This window comes from Agrobacterium sp. OT33, assembly GCF_017313365.1.
GTDB lineage: Bacteria > Pseudomonadota > Alphaproteobacteria > Rhizobiales > Rhizobiaceae > Agrobacterium > Agrobacterium rhizogenes_A.
This window is the reverse complement of sequence record NZ_JAFLMZ010000004.1, coordinates 438,844-460,218: the sequence shown is the minus strand read 5'-3', so window position 1 is coordinate 460,218 and position 21,375 is coordinate 438,844. Positions and strand designations below refer to the sequence as shown.

Below are 21,375 nucleotides of genomic sequence, written 5' to 3'. Positions count from 1 at the left end.
AAGCATTAACCAATTAAATTTAAAACTTGGCAGGATTCGTTGCAATGCCCAGTTTTGCGGGCCGGAAAACCTCACCCAGGGAATTCTATGGCTATGTTCCGTTCATCTCGCCGGCAAGCGGCATTCGATTTCGACCTCCTGATGCCGGAAACGCCGGTGCGCCGCACGTCGCGGGCGGCAAATCCCGACCGCGACGTGGTAGACGCGGAATTTGTCACCATCAAGGAAAACCGTGCGCGTCAGCCCGGAAACGACAATCGCGGCGCAGCGCGCCGGCAGGTGAAAAAACCGCCCGTCACCCTCGCCATTCTTTGCCTCGCTTTCATCGGCTGGGTGGATCGCAGATTGTCTCGCCTGTCGGCGGATGCCTATTCGGCGCTGGTGGCCGGCCTCGCCATTTTTGTCTTCGTATGTTCGGGCGGCCTCTCGGTCGTGGTGCCGGAAAAGACGGCGGTCGCGGCCTCGGTCAATCCTCTCGCCATTTCCCATGTCACCGTAACCCCGCAGGAAGCGGGCGGCATGGATATCCTGCTCATCAACGGCATCGTGGAAAACAATGGCGGCAATCTGGAAGAGGTGCCGGCCCTTCGCGCCGATCTCTTCGCCGCCAAGGGACAATTGGTGGCGAGCATGGTTATCGAGCCGCCGGTGAAAGAGATGCAGCCCGGTTTCAGCCACGGTTTCTCGGCAAAACTGCGCCATCCCGGTGGAAAAACGCCTGAGATCAAGCTTTCCTTCGTCGAGGCGGGTGCGTCCGAACGCTGACTGTGCTAACGCGTGTCTTCTATTTTTACTGAAAGGTAAAATCGGCAAGGCGCAGCACAGGAGTAAGAATGCCCGTCGTCCGTGGAAAAAATATCGAGCCGCTTTATACCGCCGAGCAGATCGCCGAGCGCAATCGCGATATGGCCAAGCACATTGCCGGTGGCCCGACCAAGGATTTGCTGGTCATTGCCGTGCTCAAGGGATCGTTCATTTTCGCGGCCGATCTTATCCGCGCACTGCATGACAGCGGCCTTGCTCCCGAAGTCGAGTTCATCACGCTGTCGAGCTATGGCAGCGGCACGGTTTCGCAAGGGGTCAGGATCGTCAAGGATATCGACAGCGACGTGAAAGACCGCGATGTCCTGTTGATCGACGATATTCTCGAATCCGGCCGCACGCTGCGTTTCGCCAAGGAACTGCTCTACGAGCGCGGCGCCCGCAACGTCACCATCGCCGTGCTGCTCGACAAGAAGGTGAAGCGCAAGGAAGATCTGGAGGCCGATTATGTCGGTTTCGAATGTCCTGACTATTTCGTCGTGGGCTACGGCATGGATGTCGCTTATGCCTTCCGCGAACTGCCCTTTGTCGGTGTCGTGACCGGCGACGCCTGAGCCTATTTACCGTATCGGAACGGCACAGGGCGGAGACGCCTCATTAACCATTCACCCAGCCAAAGCCTGGGTGTTTACCTCTTGAAAAGAGGAGCCTGCGATGTTGCTCACGGCTGGAAATGATGCCCAGGAGCAATGAGTAATGGCGAAGATTCTGATTACCGAAGACGAGGATGCGCTGCGTTCTTTCGTGGCGCGGGCGCTCCGTCTCGACGGTCACGAGACCTATGAGGCGGCGGATGGCGAGCAGGGGCTGGAGAAGCTCCAGGAAACCAGTTTCGATCTTCTCCTTTCGGATATCCGCATGCCGGTCATGGATGGCATCGAGCTGGCGCATCGCGCCGCCGAGAGCTTCCCGGCCATGCGTATCCTGCTGATGACGGGTTATGCCGAGCAGCGCGAACGCGCCGACGATCTGGCGGAGAAGATCGTTGATGTCGTTTCGAAGCCCTTCGCGCTTCCGGATATCCGCAAGGCCGTGGCGCGCGCGCTTGCCGCCTGAGCGATAAGAGTACAGAGATTTAAAGGGCGGCTGTCAGGCCGCCTTTTTTGTTGGTCAGCCCCCTTGGCTCAGCGCAGTTCCCTACCTCCGTCATTCCGGCCTTGAGCCGGAATCCAGCCAGCCCAAGTCCTTGGGCTGAAAGAACTCTTCCTCGCCGCGCAGACGCGCTGCGGCTGGATGCCGGATCAAGTCCGGCATGACGGAAAATTTTAGCTTTGAGGCTGTATCGAAGCGCAGTACGACTGTGCGAACCCTCACCGAATATCCAGCAACCGCTCGAGATAACGCCGTTCCACTTCACCCGGAGGATTGTTGCCGAGCTTTTCACGGATCGCTTCGAGAATTTCGCGGGCGCGCTGCACGTCGATCTCGTCAGGCACCTTCACCTGATCGCCGAAATCCGGGCCGGTGGTGCTGCGCGGGCGGCCGAGCGGGTCGCGGCCGTTCTGCCCGCCCTGTCCCGCCATGCCTTCCTGACCCTGTCCGGGCTGCTGGCCCTGCTGGCGCATGGCCTGCATGATCTGGCCCATCATGTCCTGTGCGCCCTGACGCAGCGCGTTTAGCGCATTGCCCTGACCTTCGACGGCCTGTTCGCCCTGGCCCTTGCCCAGCGCCTCGCCGGCTCCTTGCATTTCCTGCTGTGCCTTGCCGAAGTTTTCGCCCGGCTCCATGCCGAGATCACGAAGGCCCTGCTGCAATTCGCCAAGCTGCTTGCCGAGCGCATCCTGCTGCGCCCGCAGGTTTTTCAGTGCCTCGCGCAACTGCTCGGCGGTCATCTGGTCGGTCTGCTGCTGTCCGCCCTGCTGACCGTTCTGGCCCTGTTGACCTTGCTGGCCCTGCGGTTGCTGCTGCCCGCCGTTCTCACCCATCTGCTGGTCGTCGCCTTCGCCGCCCTGCTGCGGGTCGCCGCGCTGCATACGGTCGCGCAGCGCCTGATCGAGCTTGAAGGTTTCGTCCATCAGCTTCTGCTGCTGCTGCAGGATTTCGCCCAGCTTGTCGATCTGCTGGCGCATCTTGCTGCTCTGCTGCTGCCCCTGCTGGCCCTGGCGCTGCGGCCTGCCGGCCTGCAGATTGTTCATCATGCGCTGCAACTGCGAGAGCATTTCCTGCGCCGCGTCGCGGTTGCCGGAGCGGGCAAGGTTCTCGATCTGGTTCATCATGTTTTCCAGATCGCGCTGGCGCAATACGTTCTGCGCCTGCTGGTTCATGTTGGCCTGCGGCGCATTCTGCATGCGTTGCGCAAGCTCGCTCATGAACTGCTGCATGGCTTCCCGCAGTTCCTGCATCAGCTTGGCGATTTCCTCGTCGGAAGCGTTGCGTTGCAACGCTTCCGAAAGCGCGGTCTGGGCATCGCGCAGGCGTTTTTCCGCCTGCGAGAGATCGCCGTCCTCGATACCGAGTGCAATCTCCCAGAGATAATCGGCCGTGTCCTTCAGCATCTCCTGATTATATGCAAGCCGCATGCGGGTCTGCGCCGATTGCAGCAGGAGATAATGCGTGGTGTTGGGAATGGTTTCTTCCGGACGCAGACCGACGGCCTCGTTATAGGCGATGGCCTTCGGCATCTGGCGCGTATCCAGAGAGAAAATCTGCCGTTGCTCGGCAATGGAAGCTGCCAGCGGTTCGGAGAAGTTGCGGCCCGGCAGCACCATTTCATGCGCGGGGCTGCGGCCGGTCTGGCCCGCACCGTCGGTTGCCACCAGCGTGATGCGCACGCGTTTTCCCGCCATCGGATGTTCGGTCAGGTTGCGGCTGGTCAGGCCCTTGATCTCGCGATTGTTCTGCCGCGGCAGGTCGAGCTTGAATTCCGGCGGCGGATAAAGTGCGGTCGCGCCTTCGGCCACGCCGAGCGGCTCGATGATGGCATGGGCTTCCTTCAGCCCATAATCGTCCTTGGCGGTGAAGCCGATTTCCAGCGCACCATTGACGGCGCGGCGCGGCATGTTGTCGAAGGCGATGCTGGGCGGCTGGTCGGGGATGACGTTGAACACCCATTGTTCGCCATTGGCGGTGATCATGCCGCTTTCGGTGACATCCATCGCGAAAGTGCGCGGCGCAATGGGTTGATCCGTCGAGCGTGCTGGTGTCTGAACCGCGACATCGCCGCTGGCGCTGTCGGCGCGTGCAGCTTCGGGCGCAAGCTTCTGCAATGCGCCGGCCATTTCCGGCTCGAAGGTCACTTCCTCACCGCCATCGCCGCCGGTCATGCGGATCGTCAGCCTGGAGGATTGTGGCACGGAAACCGCGTCACGACCGCTGGCATCACGTCCGGTCAGGAAAATCGGCGCGCGGCCGGTATAGGCAGGCGGCGTGACCCAGGCATCGAGACGGATATCGGGATTGAGCGGACCGACGGCTGGCCGGCTGCGGAAGGCATCGGCAACCGTGCCCGCGCCGTTCGAATAGGAAAAACCGAAGGCCGTGACCAGAAGCAGTGCCGGAACGGCGCGCAGCGCCAGACGGTCATAACGGGCGATGTCGGGTTTCGGCAGACCGGCATTGAGCGCGGCGATGCGCTCCGCCATGCGGATCTGGTGTTCTTTCCAGAGTGTGCGGGAAAAAGGCGTGTCGAAGGCCGGCTCGTCCTCCTGCACGCCGACCGGCTGGTGCGCCAGGCCGTTGCGATCTTCAAGAAGGCGGGATGCGTCGTGATCCGTCGGCCATTTCAGCCGAAGGATCGGCAGAAGCGTGGCGATGAAACTGAAAACCAGTACGAAGACGATGCCGAGCCGGAGGAAATCCGGCATATGCCGGTAAAGACCGAACCATGCAAGCGCCAGAAACACGGCGGCGATGGAGAGAGGCCACAGCGTTTTCGGCGCTATTTTTTCCGAAAGCAGCACGATTTTCGCGAAGAAGCGCTTGGCGGCAACCCGGCGGGCAAGGTCCGGCCGTTGCGCGAATGCGCCGGTTGGGCGCTTTCTGCCTGTCCTGTCCTCTCCGCCAGCCTTGTCCTCTCCGGCAGTGGTCATCAATCCGTTCTCCCGGTTCTGGCCACGTCGAACGCCATTCCCGGAACGGCGCGCTGTTCATATCACGGAGGCAAGGATAACATTCTTTGTGGCGAAGACGAGGGCAGCCAGACCCTCACCCCCATTTTTTAGGCAGCTTCGCTCAATTGTGATCGACCGACTGTGTGGCAGGTGAGATCAATCGAGCCAGGCGGGAACCGAATCGAGGGCGATCAGCTCCTCATAGGTGCCACGCGGGCGGATGACGTGGAATTTGTCGCCCTTGACAAGCACTTCCGGCACCAGCAGGCGCGAATTATAGGTGCCGGCCTGCACCGCGCCATAAGCCCCGGCGGAACTGACGGCGATCAGGTCGCCCGGCTGCGGTGCCGCCATTTCGCGGTCGAGCGCCAGATAATCGCCGGTCTCGCAAACGGGACCGACAATATCGGCCTTGATGCGCGGTGTGTCCTCGACGGGCTGAACCACCGGGCGGATGCCGTGATAGGCCTCGTAAAGCGTCGGGCGGATGAGGTCATTCATCGCGCCGTCGACGATCACGAAGGTCTTCTCGCCGCCATCCTTCACATAGATCACTTCCGTCACCAGAATGCCGGCATTGCCGACGATCAGGCGGCCGGGCTCGGTGACGATCTTGCAGTTGAGGCTCTTCAGCTCGTTCTTGACGATATGGGCATAGGCATCCGGCAGCGGCGGCGGATTATTGTCCTCGCGATAGGGAATGCCGAGACCGCCGCCAATATCGACATGGCTGATCGTGTGGCCATCGGTGCGCAGCACTTCCACGAGTTCGCGCAACAGCCGGAAGGCATCCTCGAAAGGCTGCAATTCGGTGATCTGGCTGCCGATATGCATGTCGATGCCGGTCACTTCGATGCCGGGCAGGGTGGCGGCATGGGCATAGACCGCGCGGGCGCGTTCATAGGAAATGCCGAACTTGTTTTCCTTCTTGCCGGTGGAAATCTTGGCGTGGGTGCGCGCATCCACATCCGGGTTGATGCGGAAGGAGACATGCGCCCGCTTGCCCATTTTCACGGCGCGCAGGTTGAGGACTTCCAGTTCCGGCTCGGATTCGATGTTGAAACAGTAGATGCCGGCTTCCAGCGCATAATCCATCTCCGCCACCGTCTTGCCGACGCCGGAAAACATGATGCGGCTTGCCGGAACGCCGGCTGCGAGCGCGCGGCGCAATTCGCCGCCCGAGACGACGTCGATGCCCGCGCCGAGCTTTGCCAGCGTCTTCAAAACCGCCTGGTTGGAATTGGCCTTCATGGCATAACAGACCATGGCGTCCACATCCGCAAAGGCGCCTGAGAACACCTTGTAATGGCGCTCCAGCGTCGCGGTCGAATAGACGTAGAATGGCGTGCCGACCGCCTTGGCGATCTCGGGCACAGGCACGTTTTCGGCGTGCAGCACGCCGTCGATATAGCCAAAATGGTTCACAGGCTTTTATCCGTCAGAGAAGCTTGTCGAGAATGAACGGGCGCTCCGCCGTCGCCGGCTTCGTCTCCGTTCCGTCGGCATTGCGCTTGTTGCGCATTTCGACCGGCGTGCTCGGCGGATCGATGTCGCCCTTACGCCCGCAGGCGCTGAGAACAAGGCTGACAGCGAGTGTCATGCCGATGGGAACGATGAGTTTACGCGCGGTTTTTGAAAGCATGAGCCTGTCCAAAGGAAATATGTGCCTCTCTGATAACGAAAAACAGGGCGCTTGTGCACCCTCAGACTGGGGCAAAGCGCGAAAATCTCTCCTCCGCCATGCCGGACTTGATCCGGCATCCAGCCACGGCGCGTCTGTGACGTGAAAAGACTCTTCTGCGATCAAAGACTTGATCGCGCTGGACCCCGGATCAAGTCCGGGGTGACGACGTCAAATCGGCTTATCAGTTGCGTCCACGCCACCAGGCGATCTGCTTCTTCACTTCGGAAGGTGCCGTGCCGCCGAAGCTGGTGCGGCTGGCGACCGATGCTTCCACGGAAAGAACGTCGAAAACACCCTTGGTGATATCAGGGTGGATGGCCTGCAATTCCTCAAGCGAAAGATCGGCGAGGTCGCAGCCCTTCTTTTCCGCCAGCGCCACGGCATTGCCGGTCACATGGTGGGCATCGCGGAAGGGCAGGCCCGCCTCGCGCACCAGCCAGTCGGCAAGGTCGGTGGCGGTGGAATAACCCGAACCGGCGGCGGCGCGCATGCGGTCCTTGCGCACTTCAAGGTCGCGGATCATGCCGGTCATGGCGGCAATCGCCAGCTCCAGGCTCTCGGCGGCATCGAAAACCTGTTCCTTGTCTTCCTGCATGTCCTTGGAATAGGCGAGCGGCAGGCCCTTCATGACCGTCAGGAGGGCGATCAGCGAACCGTTGATACGGCCGGTCTTGGCGCGCACCAGCTCGGCGGCGTCGGGGTTCTTCTTCTGTGGCATGATCGAGGAGCCAGTCGAGAAGGCATCCGACAGCCGGATGAAGCCGAATTGCGGCGTCGACCAGATGACGATCTCTTCGGCGAGGCGCGACAGATGCGTGGCGCAGATGGAGGCGATCGACAGGAATTCCAGCGCGAAATCGCGGTCGGAGACGGTGTCGATGGAATTGCGGGTCGGCTCGCGGAAACCGAGCGCCTTCGCCGTCATGTGGCGGTCGATGGGATAGCCGGTGCCGGCGAGTGCGGCCGCGCCGATCGGGCTTTCATCCATATGTTCGATGGCGTGGCGCACGCGGGCGCGGTCACGGCCGAACATTTCCACATAGGCCATGCAATGATGGCCGAAAGTGACGGGCTGGGCGGTTTGCAGATGGGTGAAGCCGGGCATCACGGTATCGGCATTTTCTTCAGCGCGGTCGAGGAAGGCGGCGATGAGGGCGGTCAACATGCCCTCAGTCTTCTGCAGTTCTTCCTTCACCCACAGGCGGAAATCGAGCGCCACCTGGTCGTTGCGCGAGCGGGCGGTGTGCAGGCGGCCGGCGGCGGTGCCGATGAGGGTCGCAAGCCGCGCTTCGATGTTCATATGAATATCTTCGAGCTTGCGCGAAAATTCGAAGGTGCCGGCTTCGATCTCTGACAGGATCGTGTTCAGACCCTCGATGATCTTGTCTTTATCATCAGGTGAAATAATGCCTTTAGATGCCAGCATGGTGGCATGCGCCATAGAGCCGCGGATGTCCTGGGCATAAAGCTTCTTGTCGAAGCCGATGGAGGCATTTATCTCTTCCATGATGGCAGATGGCCCGGAAGCGAAACGCCCGCCCCACATCTGGTTGGAGGATTTCTGATCTGTGCCGTCAGCCATGTTCGCAGTGCCCTGGAGTATTCGATGACAGAAAAAAGGCCGTTCAGGCTTCCTTCCGCCAAGTTGGTTGCAATTGCTGCCGTTGCCGGTGTCTTAAGCGGCGCGGGCGCGGTCTGGTTCAGGCATATTGGGTCTGAGAGCCCGGTTCAAGGGGCAGCGGTCGCTGACGCCGGTTTATGTGAGGGGGCGGCAAACCGCATCGCCTCGCTGAAGCCGTTTCTGAAGGGCCAGGTTGCGGCCATGTCGGCGGCGGACAAGCCACGGGTCATCCCGCTGTCCTTCAAGGGGCCGCAGGCACAGGACATGACGCTTGCCGATCTCAAGGGCAAGACGGTTCTTCTCAACCTGTGGGCCACATGGTGTGTGCCCTGCCGGGAAGAGATGCCGGCCCTGAACGCGCTGGAGAAGGAAAAGGGCGGTGACGGCTTCGAGGTCGTTGCCGTCAATATCGATGTCGGTGCGGATGAAAAACCGAAAGCCTTCATGGATGAATACAAGATCGACGCGCTGAAGCCCTATCGCGACAGTTCCATGGGCGTTTTCAACGTGCTGAAAAAGGAAGGCCTCGCCTTCGGCCTGCCTGCAACCCTGCTGATGGATGAGAATGGTTGCCTGCTTGCGGCCATGAACGGCCCGGCGGCGTGGGACAGCGAGGATGCCAGGGCGCTGGTGACAGCCGCGACTGGAAAATGATGCCGGCGGCTGGATATTGAGGGCTGGGAGCCGCAACCGCCTTCAAAGCCGGCTTTTCCAGCGGATGTACCGATGCAGACAAGCCCGTGCCCGCTTCGTATAATGATCCTGACTTGCGCCATGAATGGGTACCGACATGGAGTTGCTTATTCCCCGGCTTGGTCTTGCCCTCGCCATCGGCCTGCTCGTCGGCCTTGAGCGTGGCTGGCGGGAGCGCGATGCGCCGGCGGGCAGCCGCACCGCCGGGATCAGGACCTATGGCATTGCCGGCCTGCTGGGTGGCGTCTTCGGCATATTGGCCGATGAGCAGGGCAATGCCTTCGCCTTCGCGGCGGGTTTTCTGGGATTCGCATTTAGCTTTTCGTGGTTCAAGCTGCGCGAGGCGCGCCATGACGATGATTTCAGTGTCACCGGTGTGGTCGCGGCGCTCTGCGTCTTTGCCCTCGGCGGGCTTGCGGTAACGGCGCAATATCAGGCGGCGGCGGCTGGTGGTGCTGCCCTTGCCGCACTGCTTGCGGGCAGGGAGGTTCTCCACAGTCTGCTGAAACGGTTGACATGGATCGAGCTACGCTCCGCGCTGGTTCTGGCCGTAATGACCGCCGTTGGCCTGTCGATCCTTCCAAACCGGGCGATCGATCCGTGGGGCGGCTTCAACCCCTGGGAAATATGGCTGTTCACCGTACTCAGCGCCACGATTTCCTATTGCGGTTATATTGCCGTGCGCCTCCTCGGCTCAACCCGCGGCCTGCTGGTGACCGGGCTGGCTGGCGCGCTCGTTTCATCGACCGCCGTAACCGCCAGCTTCGGGCAGAAGGCGAAAAGCGGTGAAAACGTGTGGCCTCTGGCCGGTGTGGCGGCGCTGGCCGCGGCTGTATCGCTGCTCCGGGTTCTCGTTATCGTTCTCGCCCTCTCGCTGACGACCTTTTCCCTCATCGCCCCGGCGGTGCTGGCCGCTGCGCTGGTTCTCGGATTGAGCGGCGCCGGCCTGATAGGGCTGCGGGACACGCAGTCCGGACAGGAAATCGACGCAAAAAACCCGTTCGACATGGCACCCCTTGCCATCTTCGCCACGCTCTTTGCCGTAACGCGAACGCTGAATGCCGTTCTTCTCGTCTGGATCGGCACGGGTGGTTTCATTGCCCTCACGGCTCTATCGGCCATATTCGATGCCGATGTCGCCGTCCTTAGCGCACTGCGAACCAATGCGCAGAACCTTTCGCCCGATATCGTGGCGAGCGCGATCCTCGCCGCTCTCGCCGCCAACGCGGCAGGGCGTGTATTCGTCGCCGCCGTTTCTGGAACGCTCGTTTATTGCGGGTTGCTCACGGCCGTATCCGTCCTCGCCGCCGGTGTCGGAGCGGTTGCTTACCTGCTGATTGCCTGAGAGTTCGGCTGAAGGCAGGGACGATATCGGTTCGGTGTCAGCGCGTCGGAACCGGCGTCTCGCCGCGATAGTCGTAAAAACCACGGCCGGACTTGCGGCCGAGCCAGCCGGCCTCGACATATTTCACCAGCAGCGGGCAGGGGCGATATTTGCTGTCGGCCAGACCGTCATGCAGCACCTGCATGATCGACAAACAGGTGTCGAGACCGATGAAGTCGGCAAGCTGCAACGGTCCCATCGGGTGGTTGGCGCCGAGCCGCATGGCGGTGTCGATGGCTTCCACCGAGCCGACGCCTTCGTAAAGCGTATAGATCGCCTCGTTGATCATCGGCAGCAGGATGCGGTTGACGATGAAAGCCGGGAAATCCTCGGCGACGGTGATCGCCTTTTCCAGGGTGCGCACATAGTCCTTGGCCGCATCGAAGGTCTTTTCGTTGGTGGCGATGCCGCGCACCAGTTCCACCAGCTTCATCACGGGAACCGGGTTCATGAAGTGGATACCCATGAACTGCTCGGGACGGTCGGTGGCGGATGCAAGCCGGGTGATGGAGAGCGAAGAGGTGTTGGTGGCCAGAAGCGCTTCGGGCTTCAGGACCGGGCAGATCTGCGCATAAATCTTGCGTTTGATTTCCTCGTTTTCCGTCGCGGCCTCGATGACGAGATCCATGGGCGCCAGATCGTTGACGTCGGTCGAGCCGCTGATGAGCGCAAGCGCCTGCTTGCGGGCCTCGTCCGAGAGCTTGCCGTTGGTGACCTGACGGGCGAGATTGCCGTTGATCGTCGCAAGGCCGGCCTCGATGCCTTCCTTGGAAAGATCGTAGATATGGACCTTGTAGCCCGCGACAGCCGAGACATGCGCAATGCCGCAACCCATCTGACCGGCTCCGATGACACCGATGTTTTTAAAGGGCGCGGTCATAGGCTGGTCTCCTCTCAGGGATTTGTCTGCGTCATTGTCGGCGATGTTACGCATATCGCCGGAAAAGAGAAGGCGGCGCGTTCAAAAAACGCGCCGCCGTTGATATCGGCTTAAATCACAGTGCCTTCTGCAGTTCGGGCAGAGCCTCGAACAGATCGGCGACGAGGCCGTAATCGGCAACCTGGAAGATCGGCGCTTCTTCATCCTTGTTGATCGCGACGATGACCTTCGAGTCCTTCATGCCGGCCAGATGCTGGATGGCGCCCGAAATGCCGGCGGCGATGTAAAGCTGCGGCGCCACCACCTTGCCGGTCTGGCCCACCTGCCAGTCGTTCGGCGCATAACCGGCATCGACTGCGGCGCGGCTTGCACCGACGGCTGCCCCCAGCTTGTCGGCAACGGGAAGGATGACTTCCTTGAACTTCTCCGAGGAACCGAGCGCGCGGCCACCCGAGATGATGATCTTCGCGGATGTCAGTTCCGGACGGTCGGACGATGCCAGCGCATCGGAAACGAAGCTGGAGAGGCCGGGGTTTTCGGCAGCACCGATGGTTTCGACCGCTGCCGAACCGCCTTCCGTTGCTGCCGCAAAAGCGGTCGGGCGCACGGTGATGACCTTCCTGGCGTCGGTTGCCTGTACGGTCTGGATGGCGTTGCCGGCATAGATCGGACGCTTGAAGGTATCCGGGCTGACAACCTCGATGATTTCCGAAACCTGCGCGACGTCGAGAAGCGCTGCCACACGCGGCAGCACGTTCTTGGCAGATGCGGTGGCTGGCGCAATGATGACATCATAGGAAGGGGCGAGCGAGACGATCAGCGCCGCCAGCGGTTCTGCCAGCGAATTGGCATAGGATGCGTCGTCGGCGAGCAGCACCTTGGAGACGCCGGACAGTTTCGCAGCCGCATCGGCAGCGCCCTTTGCGCCGGAGCCGGCGACCAGTACGTGGACATCGCCGCCGATCTGGGTTGCCGCCGTCAGCGTCTTGCCCGTCAGGTCGGAAAGGGTTGCGTTGTCGTGTTCTGCCAGAAGAAGAATGGCCATGAGAATATCTCCCTTTTCCGAAACCTTAGAGGACGCCGTCGGCTTTGAGCTTTTCGACCAGCTCGGCAACCGAGCCGACCTTGATGCCGGCCTTGCGGCCTGCCGGCTCCTCGGTCTTCAGCACCTTGAGGCGCGGCGAAACGTCGACGCCGAAATCGGCCGGAGCCTTTTTGTCGAGCGGCTTCTTCTTGGCTTTCATGATGTTCGGCAGCGAAGCATAACGCGGCTCGTTCAGGCGCAGATCGGTGGTGACGACGGCAGGAAGCTTCAGCTCCACCGTCTGCAGGCCGCCATCGACTTCACGCGTCACTGCAACCTTGCCATCGGAAGGCTCGACCTTCGAGGCGAAGGTGCCCTGGCCCCAGCCGAGAAGGGCTGCCAGCATCTGGCCGGTCTGGTTCGAATCGTCATCGATCGCCTGCTTGCCGACAATGACGAGACCGGGCTGTTCGGCTTCCGCCACGCCCTTCAGGAGCTTGGCGACGGCCAGCGGCTCGACCGTTTCGTCGGTCTCGATCAGGATGGCGCGATCCGCACCCATGGCGAGTGCCGTGCGCAGTGTTTCTTCCGCCTTGGCCGGGCCGATGGAGACGACCACAACCTCTTCGGCCTTGCCCGCCTCTTTCAGACGAAGCGCCTCTTCCACCGAGATTTCGTCGAACGGGTTCATCGACATCTTCACATTGGCAAGCTCGACACCCGAACCATCCGATTTCACACGGATTTTCACGTTGTAATCGACGACTCGCTTAACGGGGACAAGGATTTTCATCGGCGGCTTTCCTCAAACTCCTGTCCGCTTGGTGAATAGACCGCGCGGACCTCCAAAAACAGGTTGGCGACATGGATAAGCATTTTTCCCGCAAATACAACGGAGCAATGTTCATTATCACATGCACGTAAGGCATATCTTACGTTGACGTTAACGTAAATACTCTATCTCTTGCGCGCGGGCTCATCTGCCCCCGTCATAGCCCCGTTCGATTTGCGACAACCCCGCCGTTTGCGACGGATTCTTGAACTGTGCCGCCCTTGGCGGAACTATGGTGCGGTCAAACAGCGGAACACCCGGCCTGCGCATGAAAAGCACCATGACGGCGCCTGCCAATATGCCGCCCACATGCGCCCCCCACGAGACGTTTTCTTCCAGCCCGAGCGCCAGCATCAGGAATTGCTGGCCGATCCACAGCGCCAGCGGAATGAAGGCCGGAAGGGGCAGCGGAATACGCATGAAGACCAGCACCCAGACACGCACTTTGGGATGCAGCAGGAAATAGGCCGCGACGACGCCGGAAACCGCGCCGGATGCACCGATCAGCGGCCCCTCCGAGGTGGGCGCGACGAAACCGTGCAGCAATGCCCCGGCAACGGCGCAGGCAAGATAGAAGATCAGGAACCGGAAGTGACCGAGCGCGTCCTCGACATTGTCACCGAAGACCCAGAGAAACAGCATGTTGCCGGCCAGATGCCAGAAATCGAGGTGGAGGAAGGCATAGGTAATGACGGTGAGGTCATCGGGCACCACCTGCAGGGCGGGCTCCAGATAGGCGTAGTCGAACACGACGGCGGGAATGAAGCCGAGGCCGAGCGCTGCCGCATTCGCCTGCGTGTCGCTGGCGATCACGCCGGTAAACAGCCAGACCAGCACATTGACCGCGATCAGGCCGATCGTGACATATTGCAACCGGATATGTTTGAGGGAATTCGCGTCGTGCAGCGGTATGAACATCGAATGCCCTTTGTCTGAACGGTTGTCACGCTCTGTCAGCGGTTCTTGCCGGGGACCCATAAAATATCGGCCTTGCCCGTGTCATTGGCAAAACGGGCGGCCACGAACAGGAAGTCGGACAGGCGGTTGGCATATTTGATCGCCGCCGGGCTGACAATCTCGTTTTCGGTAACCGAAAGCGCCACCATCAATCGTTCCGCGCGGCGGCAGATCGTGCGGGCCATGTGCAGAGCGGCCGCTGCCGCGGTGCCGCCCGGCAGTACGAAAGAGGTCAGCGGTTCAAGCGTCGCGTTGAGTTCGTCGATTTCGTTTTCGAGCCGGGTAACCTGGCTTTCGACGATGCGCAGCGGCTCATAGGACAGCGGTTCACCGCCGTCAGGCGTGGCGAGATCGGCGCCCAGGTCGAAAAGATCGTTCTGGATGCGGAAGAGCATGGCATCCAGCTTTTCCATACGGGCACTTTCACGCCCGCCCGTATGAAGCCGCGCCATGCCGATTGCCGAATTGGTCTCGTCCACCGTGCCATAGGCCTCGACGCGAAGATCGTGCTTCAGGCGGCGCGGGCCGGAAACCAGCGCCGTCGTGCCCTTGTCTCCGGTGCGGGTGTAGATCTTGTTCAGTTTCACCATCTCAGCGGCCGCCGCCGGTGAGCCAGAGGGTGAGCATGATCAGCACGATGGCGATGGCCTGCAGGAGAAGGCGAAGCTGCATCAGCTTGTTGGACCGGTTGGCGTCCTGTCCCTTCAGCATGTTGAAGAGGCCGCGTATCAGTACGATGACGACAAGGCCCATGACAATAAGGGCCAGTACACTGGTGAAGCCGGACATTTAGGGGTTACTCCTCCTCAATCGAATCTGCGCAGCAGACGATAGAACAGTCCGGCAGGCAAGAGCCGTTTCAGCAACAGCCCCTGTTTGGCTGGAACGGTCACCGGATAATGCGGTTTCGGTTTCGCTGCCGTCAGGGCATGTTTCAGCACGGCATAAACGGCATCGGGGCCAAGCTTGTGGCGGTTGACGGGGCCGGAACCATCCATGCGCGCCAGCTGGCGTTTATATTCCGCCGCATGGGCCGAATTTTCGAGATCGATGTGTTCCTTGACATGCGCAAGCGCCGTCGCCGTGAATTTCGAGGTGATTGGCCCCGGCTCGATGAGGCTGACATGGATGCCGCTGCCCTGAAGCTCCATGCGCAGCGTGACGCCCAGTCCCTCGATCGCGAATTTCGACGCGGTATAGGCGCCGCGATACCGGTAGGGCACAAGGCCGAGAATGGAGGAGCAATGCACGATGCGGCCCGCGCGCCGGGCGCGCATGAAGGGAATGACCCGCCGCGTCAGATCGTGCCAGCCAAAGACATTGGTTTCGAACTGCGCCCGCAATACGTCGACTGGCAGATCCTCTACCGCGCCCGGCTGGCCATAGGCGCCGTTGTTGAACAGCGCGTCGATGCGACCTCCGGTCCGGGCCGCGACGGTGTCCACGAGGGCGGCGATGGTTTCAGGCTTGGTGTAGTCCATGATCAGGGTTTCGATGCCCTGGTTTTCAAGCGCCGCCATGTCGGCGATGCGGCGCACGGTGGCGAAGACCCGCCAGCCGTCCCGGTGAAGCGCGCCGGCGCAATAGGCGCCGATGCCGGATGAACATCCGGTGATGATGATGACGGGCTTTTCAGACATCTGCCGCTCCGGGAAACCGACTGTTGCTCTGGCCCGGTTGACCGGCCCGTGAAAATCGCATTGCGCAAAATCCTTTTCGGCACGGAACCGAAAGCCGCCCTTGCGCGCTGTACAAAGCGAAGCTGATTTCCCATATTCGGCTCGAAGTTACAAATGAAATGCCGATGAATGGAGGTGACATGGTTGCCGCAGTGCGCCTGGCAGGCAAGGTTGCCTTCGATGCCTATTCCCATTTCGCCGAGGATGACGGCTGGGCGATGGCGAGCCATATGGCGCTTTCCATTCTGCTGGCACTGTTTCCCTTCCTGATCTTCGGTACGGCTCTCGCCGGTTTTCTGGGCGCTGACCAGTTTTCCGAAACGGCGGTTCACCTGATTTTCGATACCTGGCCGGAGGCGATAGCCGGGCCGCTTGCGGCGCAGGTGCAGCAGGTGCTGACCATTCCGCGCGGCGGCCTGCTGACGATTTCGGTGCTGGCGGCCGCCTACTTTGCTTCCAACGGCGTCGAGGCGCTGAGAATTTCACTGAACCGCGCCTATCGTGTCACCGAGACACGCTGGTGGTATGTCACCCGCCTGCTCAGCCTGCTTTATGTGCTGATCGCGGTGGTGGTCTTCACCGGCATCAGCATCGTGCTCGTCGCGGTGCCGGTTGCCACGTCCTTTGCCGAGGAGCGGTTTCCGTGGATGACCGACGTGCTGAACACCGTTTCCAGTCTCGGTCTATACGGAACCATCGTTGTGCTGACGGCGGGGCTGGTGGCGGCGCATCTGTGGCTTCCCGCCGGCAAGAGGCGCATCTGGGATGTCTGGCCGGGCATTCTGCTGACGATGATCTTCTGGGTCATCGGTGCGGCGATCTTTGCCTATTATCTCTCCACCTTCGCCAATTATGCCGCGACCTATGCGGGTCTCGCCTCTGTCATGGTGGTTCTGGTGTTTCTTTATATGGTCGGCGTCATCTTCATGCTGGGTGCGGAGGTGAATGCCGCGCTGATGAAATACAAGGTGCGGCAGATCATCCGCCGCAATATAGGCGGCAACGGTGCCCGCCGGGAGCGGGCGCTAGAGGAGGCCGACAAGCCGGCGGATATCTGAGGGCGTCGCGCCTTTAGCGCGAAGGGCGGAAAGCCCGGTGCTGCCTTCGCTTTTCGAAAGCTTGCGCCCGTCCGCGCCCAAAATCAGCCGGTGATGGTGATAGATGGGCTGTGGCAGGTCCAGCAGGTGTTGCAGCAGCCGGTGAATGGCGGTTGCGTGGAACAGATCCATGCCGCGCACCACATGGGTTATGCCCTGCAGCGCATCATCCACCACGACGGAAAGATGATAGCTCGAAGGCGCGTCGGAACGCGACAGCACCACATCGCCCCAAAGCGCGGGCAGGGCCTCGATCTGCCCCGTCGCGCCATCGCCGCTCTCCTGCCAGAACAGGGTGCTGCCGGCGGCGCGGATCGCCTTTTCCATATCAAGCCGCCAGGCATGTTGCTGACCGGCGGCGAGGAGTATTGCCCGTTCCGCCTCGGGCCTTTCGCGGTCCACCGATGGATAAAGCGGCGCGCCATCCGGATCGCGCGGCCAGAGCCCGCCATCGGCCTCGAAGGCTTTGACGATCGCTTTGGTTTCTCCACGGCTCAGAAAGGCAGGATAGGCAAGGCCCGCGTCGATCAGCCTATCCAGCGCCACGCGATACGCGTCGAAATGATCCGATTGACGCCGGACAGGGTTTTCCCAGGCGAGCCCCAGCCAGCCGAGATCGTCATAGATCGCCTGCTCCAATTCCGGTGTGCAGCGCGTCTGGTCGATATCTTCGATACGCAGCAGAAAGCGGCCGCCATTGTCCCGCGCCATATCATGGTTCAGGAAGGCGGAAAGCGCATGGCCGAGATGCAACAGGCCGTTAGGGCTTGGCGCAAATCGGTAAACCGGTTTTTGACGGAGAGGCGAAGGCATGGTTTCTTCTGCCATGTTTTAAAGCACCCCGCCAGCCGGCTGCGTGTGGGGCGGATACGGAATGCGAAGATGAAAATCATTACCAGAATGGATGATATCAACGAAGGGCTGGAGCATCTTGCCCGCCTCGATCCTGCGCTCAGCCTCGTCATCGAAAAAGCCGGCCCGCTGGAACTGCGCATTCATGAGCCCGGCTTTTCCGGCCTTGCCCATATCGTCGTCTCGCAGATGGTGTCGCGCGCCAGCGCCAATGCCATATGGGCGCGTATACTTGCCGGCACTGGCGGCGTGGTCACGGCGGAAAATTATCTCGCCGCACCCGACGAGCTGCGCGCCACTTTTGGCCTTTCCCGTGCCAAGGCAACGACGCTGGAAGGGCTGGCGCGTGCCGTCACGGAAGGGCAGGTCGATCTGGACGGGGTAGTGCGCAAGGAGCCGGGAACTGCCCTTTCCGAATTGGTCGCGCTTCGTGGTATCGGCCCATGGACGGCGGAGGTCTATCTGATGTTCTGCGGCGGACATCCGGATATTTTTCCGGTCGGCGATGTGGCGCTGAGATCGGCAGTGGCGCATGCGCTTGATCTGGAAGTGAGGCCGGAAGCGAAATGGCTGGCGGAGCGGGCGACACTCTGGTCGCCGTGGCGCTCCGTGGCCGCCCGGCTTTTCTGGGGTTATTATGCCAATATCATGCGGCGCGCCATGGTGCCTCTGCCCTGATTAAAAATCGGCGATACTGTAGGGCAGGGCTCCGCGCGAAAGATGATCGAAATGCAGCTTGCGTTTCAGCGGCGGCACGGCGCGCTGCACACAATCCACCCTTTCGCAGACCCGACAGGAAATGCCGATAGGTTTGAAGGAGGCCGCATTGCCGAGATCGAGCGTATCGGCATAAACGAAATTCTGCGCATGGGAAATTTCGCAGCCAAGCGCGATGGCATAACGCGGTCTTTCCGTATTGAAACCGGCGCCGGCCTTTTCGATCTGGGTGGCGATGGAAAGATAGCGCACACCGTCGGGCGTTTCGGCGAGTTGCCGCACGATCCTGTCGGAACTCTCGAAAGCCTGATGGATATTCCACAGCGGACAGGCCGCGCCGAAACGGGCAAATTGCAGCCGCGTGGCGCTGTGGCGTTTGGTGATGTTGCCGGCGCGGTCGATCTTGGCAAAAAAGATCGGCACGCCCTTCATGCCCGGCCGTTGCAGCGTGCTGAGCCTATGCGCCACCTGTTCAAGGCTCGCGCCGAAACGCACGGCCAGAAGCTCGAGATCATGGCGCAGCTCCTGCGCCGCCCGGTGAAATTGCCCATAGGGCAGGATGAGGGCTGCGGCGAAATAATTGTGCAGCCCGATACGACAGATTTCGGCGGCTTCGGCATTGCGGAAACCGGCGCCGGCCAGCAGCCTGTCTACCGAAGCGCCGGCGTGAAGCTGGGCGATCTGCAACGCCAGCTGAAAACAGCGGGTCGGCGCGGCCATGTAGGAGCTGAGGGCGAGGGTTTTGCCGGCAGGATCGTAGTGCCGGATCAGCCCACCCGCCGCCTCGGTTCGGGTGATGTGGATGCCGTAACGGTTGCGCAGATGCGCCGCCAGAATGCCATAGGTCTCGCCGCCCTCTATCTCCAGTTCTTCCGCCAGCTCCTCGGCCAGAAGATCGATCTCGGCGACGTAATTGTCGACGAAGTGGAAGAAGTCACGTACCTCCTCATAGGGGGTTCTTTCCACCTGCGCGGTGCCGCGGCCCAGCCGGTCATCCAGCTGCACCAGCTGCTCGCTGTTCTGGCGATAGGCCTGATGGGCGCGCAGCAGGGCATGTGCAAAACCCGGCGCGTTCTGGGCAATCAACTTCAACTCCTGAAGCCCCGGTTCGTAATTCAGGAACAACGGGTCTTTCAGCGCCTCTCGCACGGCGGAAACCAGCCGGTCGTTTTCGCCGGTCGCCAGTTCCGCCATGTCCAGCTGAAATTTCTCCACCAGCGTCACCAGAACACTGGCCGAAACCGGACGCTGGTTGTTCTCGATCTGGTTCAGGTAACTTGCGGAGATGCCGATCCGTTCGGCAAATTGCGCCTGCGTGGCGCGGGCATTTTCGCGAAGGCCGCGAACCTTGCGGCCGATGAAGAGTTTTTCCGTCGCCATGTTGCAACTTTGCAAAATTAAACATTGCAAATATTTATGGCACGCATACGCGCACGATCAAGGCTTCTTGGCGAATGTTTTCTGGGCTATTGATCGTGGCACAACGCATGGAGGAAACATGCCCGGCATTCTGGAGCAGTTGGAAACACGGCGCGCTGAGGCGCGGCTCGGCGGTGGCGTCAAGCGCATCGAGGCGCAGCATGGCAAGGGCAAGCTGACGGCGCGCGAGCGTATCGACGTGCTTTTGGATGAAGGTTCCTTCGAGGAATACGACATGTATGTCACCCACCGGGCGGTGGATTTCGGTATGGCGAGCCAGAAGATCGCCGGCGATGGCGTCGTTACCGGCTGGGGCACCATCAATGGCCGGCAGGTCTATGTGTTTTCCCAGGATTTCACCGTGCTCGGGGGCTCGCTCTCGGAAACCCATGCCCAGAAGATCTGCAAGATCATGGATATGGCGGTGCGCAACGGCGCGCCGGTGATCGGTCTCAACGACAGCGGCGGCGCGCGCATTCAGGAGGGTGTCGCCTCGCTTGGCGGTTATGCTGACGTCTTCAAGCGCAATGTCGTCGCCTCCGGCGTCGTGCCGCAAATCTCCGTCATCATGGGGCCATGTGCCGGCGGTGCCGTTTATTCGCCCGCCATGACAGATTTCATCTTCATGGTGCGCGACACCTCCTACATGTTCGTCACCGGGCCGGATGTGGTGAAGACGGTAACGAACGAAATCGTCACGGCCGAAGAACTTGGCGGGGCCTCCACCCATACGAAAAAATCCTCTGTCGCCGATGGCGCTTACGAGAACGACATCGAAACGCTGGAACATGTGCGGCTGCTGTTCGATTTCCTGCCGCTCAACAATCGCGAAAAGCCGCCGGTGCGCCCGTTCCACGACGATCCGGCGCGGCTGGAAGCACGGCTGGATACGCTGATCCCCGACAGTTCCAACAAGCCCTATGACATGAAGGAACTGATCCACGCGCTGGCCGACGAGGGCGATTTCTTTGAGTTGCAGGAGGCCTTTGCCCGCAACATCATCACCGGCTTCATTCGTCTCGAAGGCCAGACTGTGGGGGTTGTGGCCAACCAGCCGATAGTGCTGGCCGGCTGCCTCGATATCGACAGTTCGCGCAAGGCCGCCCGTTTCGTGCGCTTCTGCGATGCCTTCAACATTCCGCTGCTGACGCTGGTGGATGTGCCGGGCTTCCTGCCGGGTACGGCGCAGGAATATGGCGGCGTCATCAAGCACGGCGCGAAACTTCTCTTCGCCTATTCGGAGGCCACGGTGCCGATGGTGACGCTGATTACGCGCAAGGCCTATGGCGGCGCTTATGACGTGATGGCCTCGAAACATATCGGCGCGGATGTGAATTACGCCTGGCCAACGGCGGAAATCGCGGTCATGGGCGCCAAGGGTGCGGCGGAAATCCTCTATCGCTCCGAACTTGCCGATCCCGAGAAGATCGCCGCGCGCACGAAGGAATATGAGGAGCGTTTCGCCAATCCGTTCGTGGCGGCGGAACGCGGTTTCATCGATGAGGTGATCATGCCGCATTCCTCGCGCCGCCGCATCGCCCGCGCGTTTGCCTCGCTGCGCAACAAGAGTGTCGAAACCCGCTGGAAGAAACACGATACCATTCCGCTCTGATCCGCTACGGGGCTGGAAAAATGCTTCGGCCACCTTACTATAATGATGTTCAG

The 21,375-nt window shown here is 61.1% G+C and carries 21 protein-coding genes; 8 read left to right on the top strand and 13 right to left on the bottom strand.

Translation table 11 applies throughout. The annotated features are described in order from the left end of the window. Nucleotides 1-93 precede the first annotated feature (93 nt). The 3 genes from JZX88_RS12580 to JZX88_RS12570 all read left to right on the top strand — a co-directional run bounded on the left by JZX88_RS12580 (nt 94) and on the right by JZX88_RS12570 (nt 1,878). Nucleotides 94-765, top strand: a complete 672-nt coding sequence (locus JZX88_RS12580) for a DUF3426 domain-containing protein (protein WP_065117984.1) — start codon at nt 94-96, stop codon at nt 763-765. A 68-nt stretch (nt 766-833) separates the two neighbouring features. After that, entirely contained in the window at nt 834-1,376 is a 543-nt protein-coding gene (hpt, locus tag JZX88_RS12575; protein ID WP_065117985.1) for a hypoxanthine phosphoribosyltransferase, read from the top strand. A 142-nt stretch (nt 1,377-1,518) separates the two neighbouring features. Beyond that, on the top strand, nt 1,519-1,878 hold the full coding sequence (locus JZX88_RS12570) for a response regulator (RefSeq protein WP_020012162.1): 360 nt from the start codon (nt 1,519-1,521) through the stop codon (nt 1,876-1,878). 254 nt (nt 1,879-2,132) lie between these two features. Here the strand turns inward: JZX88_RS12570 and JZX88_RS12565 are convergent, their stop codons facing one another. The 4 genes from JZX88_RS12565 to argH form a co-directional block, all read right to left on the bottom strand. Continuing rightward, a complete protein-coding gene (locus JZX88_RS12565; RefSeq protein WP_206913784.1) occupies nt 2,133-4,850 on the bottom strand; it encodes a TIGR02302 family protein in 2,718 nt (905 codons plus the stop codon). 177 nt (nt 4,851-5,027) lie between these two features. Next, entirely contained in the window at nt 5,028-6,296 is a 1,269-nt protein-coding gene (gene lysA / locus JZX88_RS12560) for a diaminopimelate decarboxylase (protein WP_110757683.1), read from the bottom strand. Between the two features lie 13 nt (nt 6,297-6,309). Further along, nucleotides 6,310-6,513, bottom strand: a complete 204-nt coding sequence (locus JZX88_RS12555) for a lipoprotein (RefSeq protein WP_003497438.1) — start codon at nt 6,511-6,513, stop codon at nt 6,310-6,312. A gap of 223 nt (nt 6,514-6,736) precedes the next feature. Beyond that, the gene (argH, locus tag JZX88_RS12550; protein ID WP_174031525.1) at nt 6,737-8,137 is read right to left on the bottom strand and encodes an argininosuccinate lyase; all 1,401 of its coding nucleotides are present in this window, start codon (nt 8,135-8,137) and stop codon (nt 6,737-6,739) included. A 24-nt stretch (nt 8,138-8,161) separates the two neighbouring features. Here argH and JZX88_RS12545 point away from each other — a divergent pair, with 24 nt between their 5' ends. Next, nucleotides 8,162-8,830 (top strand): TlpA disulfide reductase family protein, encoded by a 669-nt coding sequence (locus JZX88_RS12545; RefSeq protein WP_065117989.1) that lies wholly within the window; start codon nt 8,162-8,164, stop codon nt 8,828-8,830. A gap of 136 nt (nt 8,831-8,966) precedes the next feature. Next, nucleotides 8,967-10,214 carry an MgtC/SapB family protein gene (locus JZX88_RS12540; protein ID WP_206913783.1) on the top strand — a complete coding sequence of 416 codons (1,248 nt, stop codon included), beginning with the start codon at nt 8,967-8,969 and terminating at the stop codon, nt 10,212-10,214. A 37-nt stretch (nt 10,215-10,251) separates the two neighbouring features. Here the strand turns inward: JZX88_RS12540 and JZX88_RS12535 are convergent, their stop codons facing one another. From JZX88_RS12535 to JZX88_RS12505, 7 genes are all read right to left on the bottom strand, one after another. Next, nucleotides 10,252-11,133, bottom strand: a complete 882-nt coding sequence (locus tag JZX88_RS12535; RefSeq protein ID WP_065117991.1) for a 3-hydroxybutyryl-CoA dehydrogenase — start codon at nt 11,131-11,133, stop codon at nt 10,252-10,254. Between the two features lie 115 nt (nt 11,134-11,248). After that, nucleotides 11,249-12,178, bottom strand: coding sequence for an electron transfer flavoprotein subunit alpha/FixB family protein (locus JZX88_RS12530; protein WP_206913782.1), 930 nt, complete (start codon nt 12,176-12,178; stop codon nt 11,249-11,251). A 25-nt stretch (nt 12,179-12,203) separates the two neighbouring features. Continuing rightward, nucleotides 12,204-12,950, bottom strand: coding sequence for an electron transfer flavoprotein subunit beta/FixA family protein (locus JZX88_RS12525; RefSeq protein ID WP_035222604.1), 747 nt, complete (start codon nt 12,948-12,950; stop codon nt 12,204-12,206). Nucleotides 12,951-13,133: 183 nt separating this feature from the next. After that, the gene (locus JZX88_RS12520) at nt 13,134-13,907 is read right to left on the bottom strand and encodes a rhomboid family intramembrane serine protease (protein WP_206913781.1); all 774 of its coding nucleotides are present in this window, start codon (nt 13,905-13,907) and stop codon (nt 13,134-13,136) included. A gap of 35 nt (nt 13,908-13,942) precedes the next feature. Further along, nucleotides 13,943-14,536 carry a cob(I)yrinic acid a,c-diamide adenosyltransferase gene (locus JZX88_RS12515; RefSeq protein WP_142856158.1) on the bottom strand — a complete coding sequence of 198 codons (594 nt, stop codon included), beginning with the start codon at nt 14,534-14,536 and terminating at the stop codon, nt 13,943-13,945. Between the two features lies 1 nt (nt 14,537). Continuing rightward, nucleotides 14,538-14,735: a twin transmembrane helix small protein gene (locus tag JZX88_RS12510; protein WP_046799819.1), complete on the bottom strand. Its 198-nt coding sequence runs from the start codon at nt 14,733-14,735 to the stop codon at nt 14,538-14,540. A gap of 17 nt (nt 14,736-14,752) precedes the next feature. After that, nucleotides 14,753-15,586 (bottom strand): SDR family oxidoreductase, encoded by an 834-nt coding sequence (locus JZX88_RS12505; RefSeq protein WP_174031519.1) that lies wholly within the window; start codon nt 15,584-15,586, stop codon nt 14,753-14,755. Between the two features lie 179 nt (nt 15,587-15,765). Here JZX88_RS12505 and JZX88_RS12500 point away from each other — a divergent pair, with 179 nt between their 5' ends. Then, entirely contained in the window at nt 15,766-16,683 is a 918-nt protein-coding gene (locus JZX88_RS12500) for a YihY/virulence factor BrkB family protein (RefSeq protein WP_065118118.1), read from the top strand. On the opposite strand, the gene gluQRS is transcribed toward JZX88_RS12500, so the two are convergent. Further along, nucleotides 16,651-17,550, bottom strand: a complete 900-nt coding sequence (gluQRS, locus tag JZX88_RS12495) for a tRNA glutamyl-Q(34) synthetase GluQRS (protein ID WP_206913780.1) — start codon at nt 17,548-17,550, stop codon at nt 16,651-16,653. The two genes, JZX88_RS12500 and gluQRS, sit on opposite strands and share 33 nt — an antisense overlap. Nucleotides 17,551-17,604: 54 nt before the next feature. On the opposite strand from gluQRS, the gene JZX88_RS12490 reads away from it, so the two are divergent. After that, nucleotides 17,605-18,252, top strand: a complete 648-nt coding sequence (locus JZX88_RS12490; RefSeq protein ID WP_206913779.1) for a DNA-3-methyladenine glycosylase — start codon at nt 17,605-17,607, stop codon at nt 18,250-18,252. Here JZX88_RS12490 and JZX88_RS12485 read toward each other — a convergent pair whose 3' ends face one another. Further along, entirely contained in the window at nt 18,253-19,671 is a 1,419-nt protein-coding gene (locus JZX88_RS12485) for a short-chain fatty acyl-CoA regulator family protein (RefSeq protein WP_206913778.1), read from the bottom strand. Nucleotides 19,672-19,789: 118 nt separating this feature from the next. On the opposite strand from JZX88_RS12485, the gene JZX88_RS12480 reads away from it, so the two are divergent. Next, nucleotides 19,790-21,322: an acyl-CoA carboxylase subunit beta gene (locus JZX88_RS12480; protein WP_206913777.1), complete on the top strand. Its 1,533-nt coding sequence runs from the start codon at nt 19,790-19,792 to the stop codon at nt 21,320-21,322. Nucleotides 21,323-21,375 lie beyond the last annotated feature (53 nt).

Bases quoted from the DNA above. Each gene is read 5' to 3' on its own strand.
- JZX88_RS12580 (WP_065117984.1), top strand. From the start codon at position 94: ATGTTCCGTTCATCTCGCCGGCAAGCGGCATTCGATTTCGACCTCCTG.
- hpt (WP_065117985.1), top strand. From the start codon at position 834: ATGCCCGTCGTCCGTGGAAAAAATATCGAGCCGCTTTATACCGCCGAG.
- JZX88_RS12570 (WP_020012162.1), top strand. From the start codon at position 1,519: ATGGCGAAGATTCTGATTACCGAAGACGAGGATGCGCTGCGTTCTTTC.
- JZX88_RS12565 (WP_206913784.1), bottom strand. From the start codon at position 4,850: ATGACCACTGCCGGAGAGGACAAGGCTGGCGGAGAGGACAGGACAGGC.
- JZX88_RS12555 (WP_003497438.1), bottom strand. From the start codon at position 6,513: ATGCTTTCAAAAACCGCGCGTAAACTCATCGTTCCCATCGGCATGACA.
- argH (WP_174031525.1), bottom strand. From the start codon at position 8,137: ATGGCTGACGGCACAGATCAGAAATCCTCCAACCAGATGTGGGGCGGG.
- JZX88_RS12545 (WP_065117989.1), top strand. From the start codon at position 8,162: ATGACAGAAAAAAGGCCGTTCAGGCTTCCTTCCGCCAAGTTGGTTGCA.
- JZX88_RS12540 (WP_206913783.1), top strand. From the start codon at position 8,967: ATGGAGTTGCTTATTCCCCGGCTTGGTCTTGCCCTCGCCATCGGCCTG.
- JZX88_RS12535 (WP_065117991.1), bottom strand. From the start codon at position 11,133: ATGACCGCGCCCTTTAAAAACATCGGTGTCATCGGAGCCGGTCAGATG.
- JZX88_RS12530 (WP_206913782.1), bottom strand. From the start codon at position 12,178: ATGGCCATTCTTCTTCTGGCAGAACACGACAACGCAACCCTTTCCGAC.
- JZX88_RS12525 (WP_035222604.1), bottom strand. From the start codon at position 12,950: ATGAAAATCCTTGTCCCCGTTAAGCGAGTCGTCGATTACAACGTGAAA.
- JZX88_RS12520 (WP_206913781.1), bottom strand. From the start codon at position 13,907: ATGTTCATACCGCTGCACGACGCGAATTCCCTCAAACATATCCGGTTG.
- JZX88_RS12515 (WP_142856158.1), bottom strand. From the start codon at position 14,536: ATGGTGAAACTGAACAAGATCTACACCCGCACCGGAGACAAGGGCACG.
- JZX88_RS12510 (WP_046799819.1), bottom strand. From the start codon at position 14,735: ATGTCCGGCTTCACCAGTGTACTGGCCCTTATTGTCATGGGCCTTGTC.
- JZX88_RS12505 (WP_174031519.1), bottom strand. From the start codon at position 15,586: ATGTCTGAAAAGCCCGTCATCATCATCACCGGATGTTCATCCGGCATC.
- JZX88_RS12500 (WP_065118118.1), top strand. From the start codon at position 15,766: ATGGTTGCCGCAGTGCGCCTGGCAGGCAAGGTTGCCTTCGATGCCTAT.
- gluQRS (WP_206913780.1), bottom strand. From the start codon at position 17,550: ATGGCAGAAGAAACCATGCCTTCGCCTCTCCGTCAAAAACCGGTTTAC.
- JZX88_RS12490 (WP_206913779.1), top strand. From the start codon at position 17,605: ATGAAAATCATTACCAGAATGGATGATATCAACGAAGGGCTGGAGCAT.
- JZX88_RS12485 (WP_206913778.1), bottom strand. From the start codon at position 19,671: ATGGCGACGGAAAAACTCTTCATCGGCCGCAAGGTTCGCGGCCTTCGC.
- JZX88_RS12480 (WP_206913777.1), top strand. From the start codon at position 19,790: ATGCCCGGCATTCTGGAGCAGTTGGAAACACGGCGCGCTGAGGCGCGG.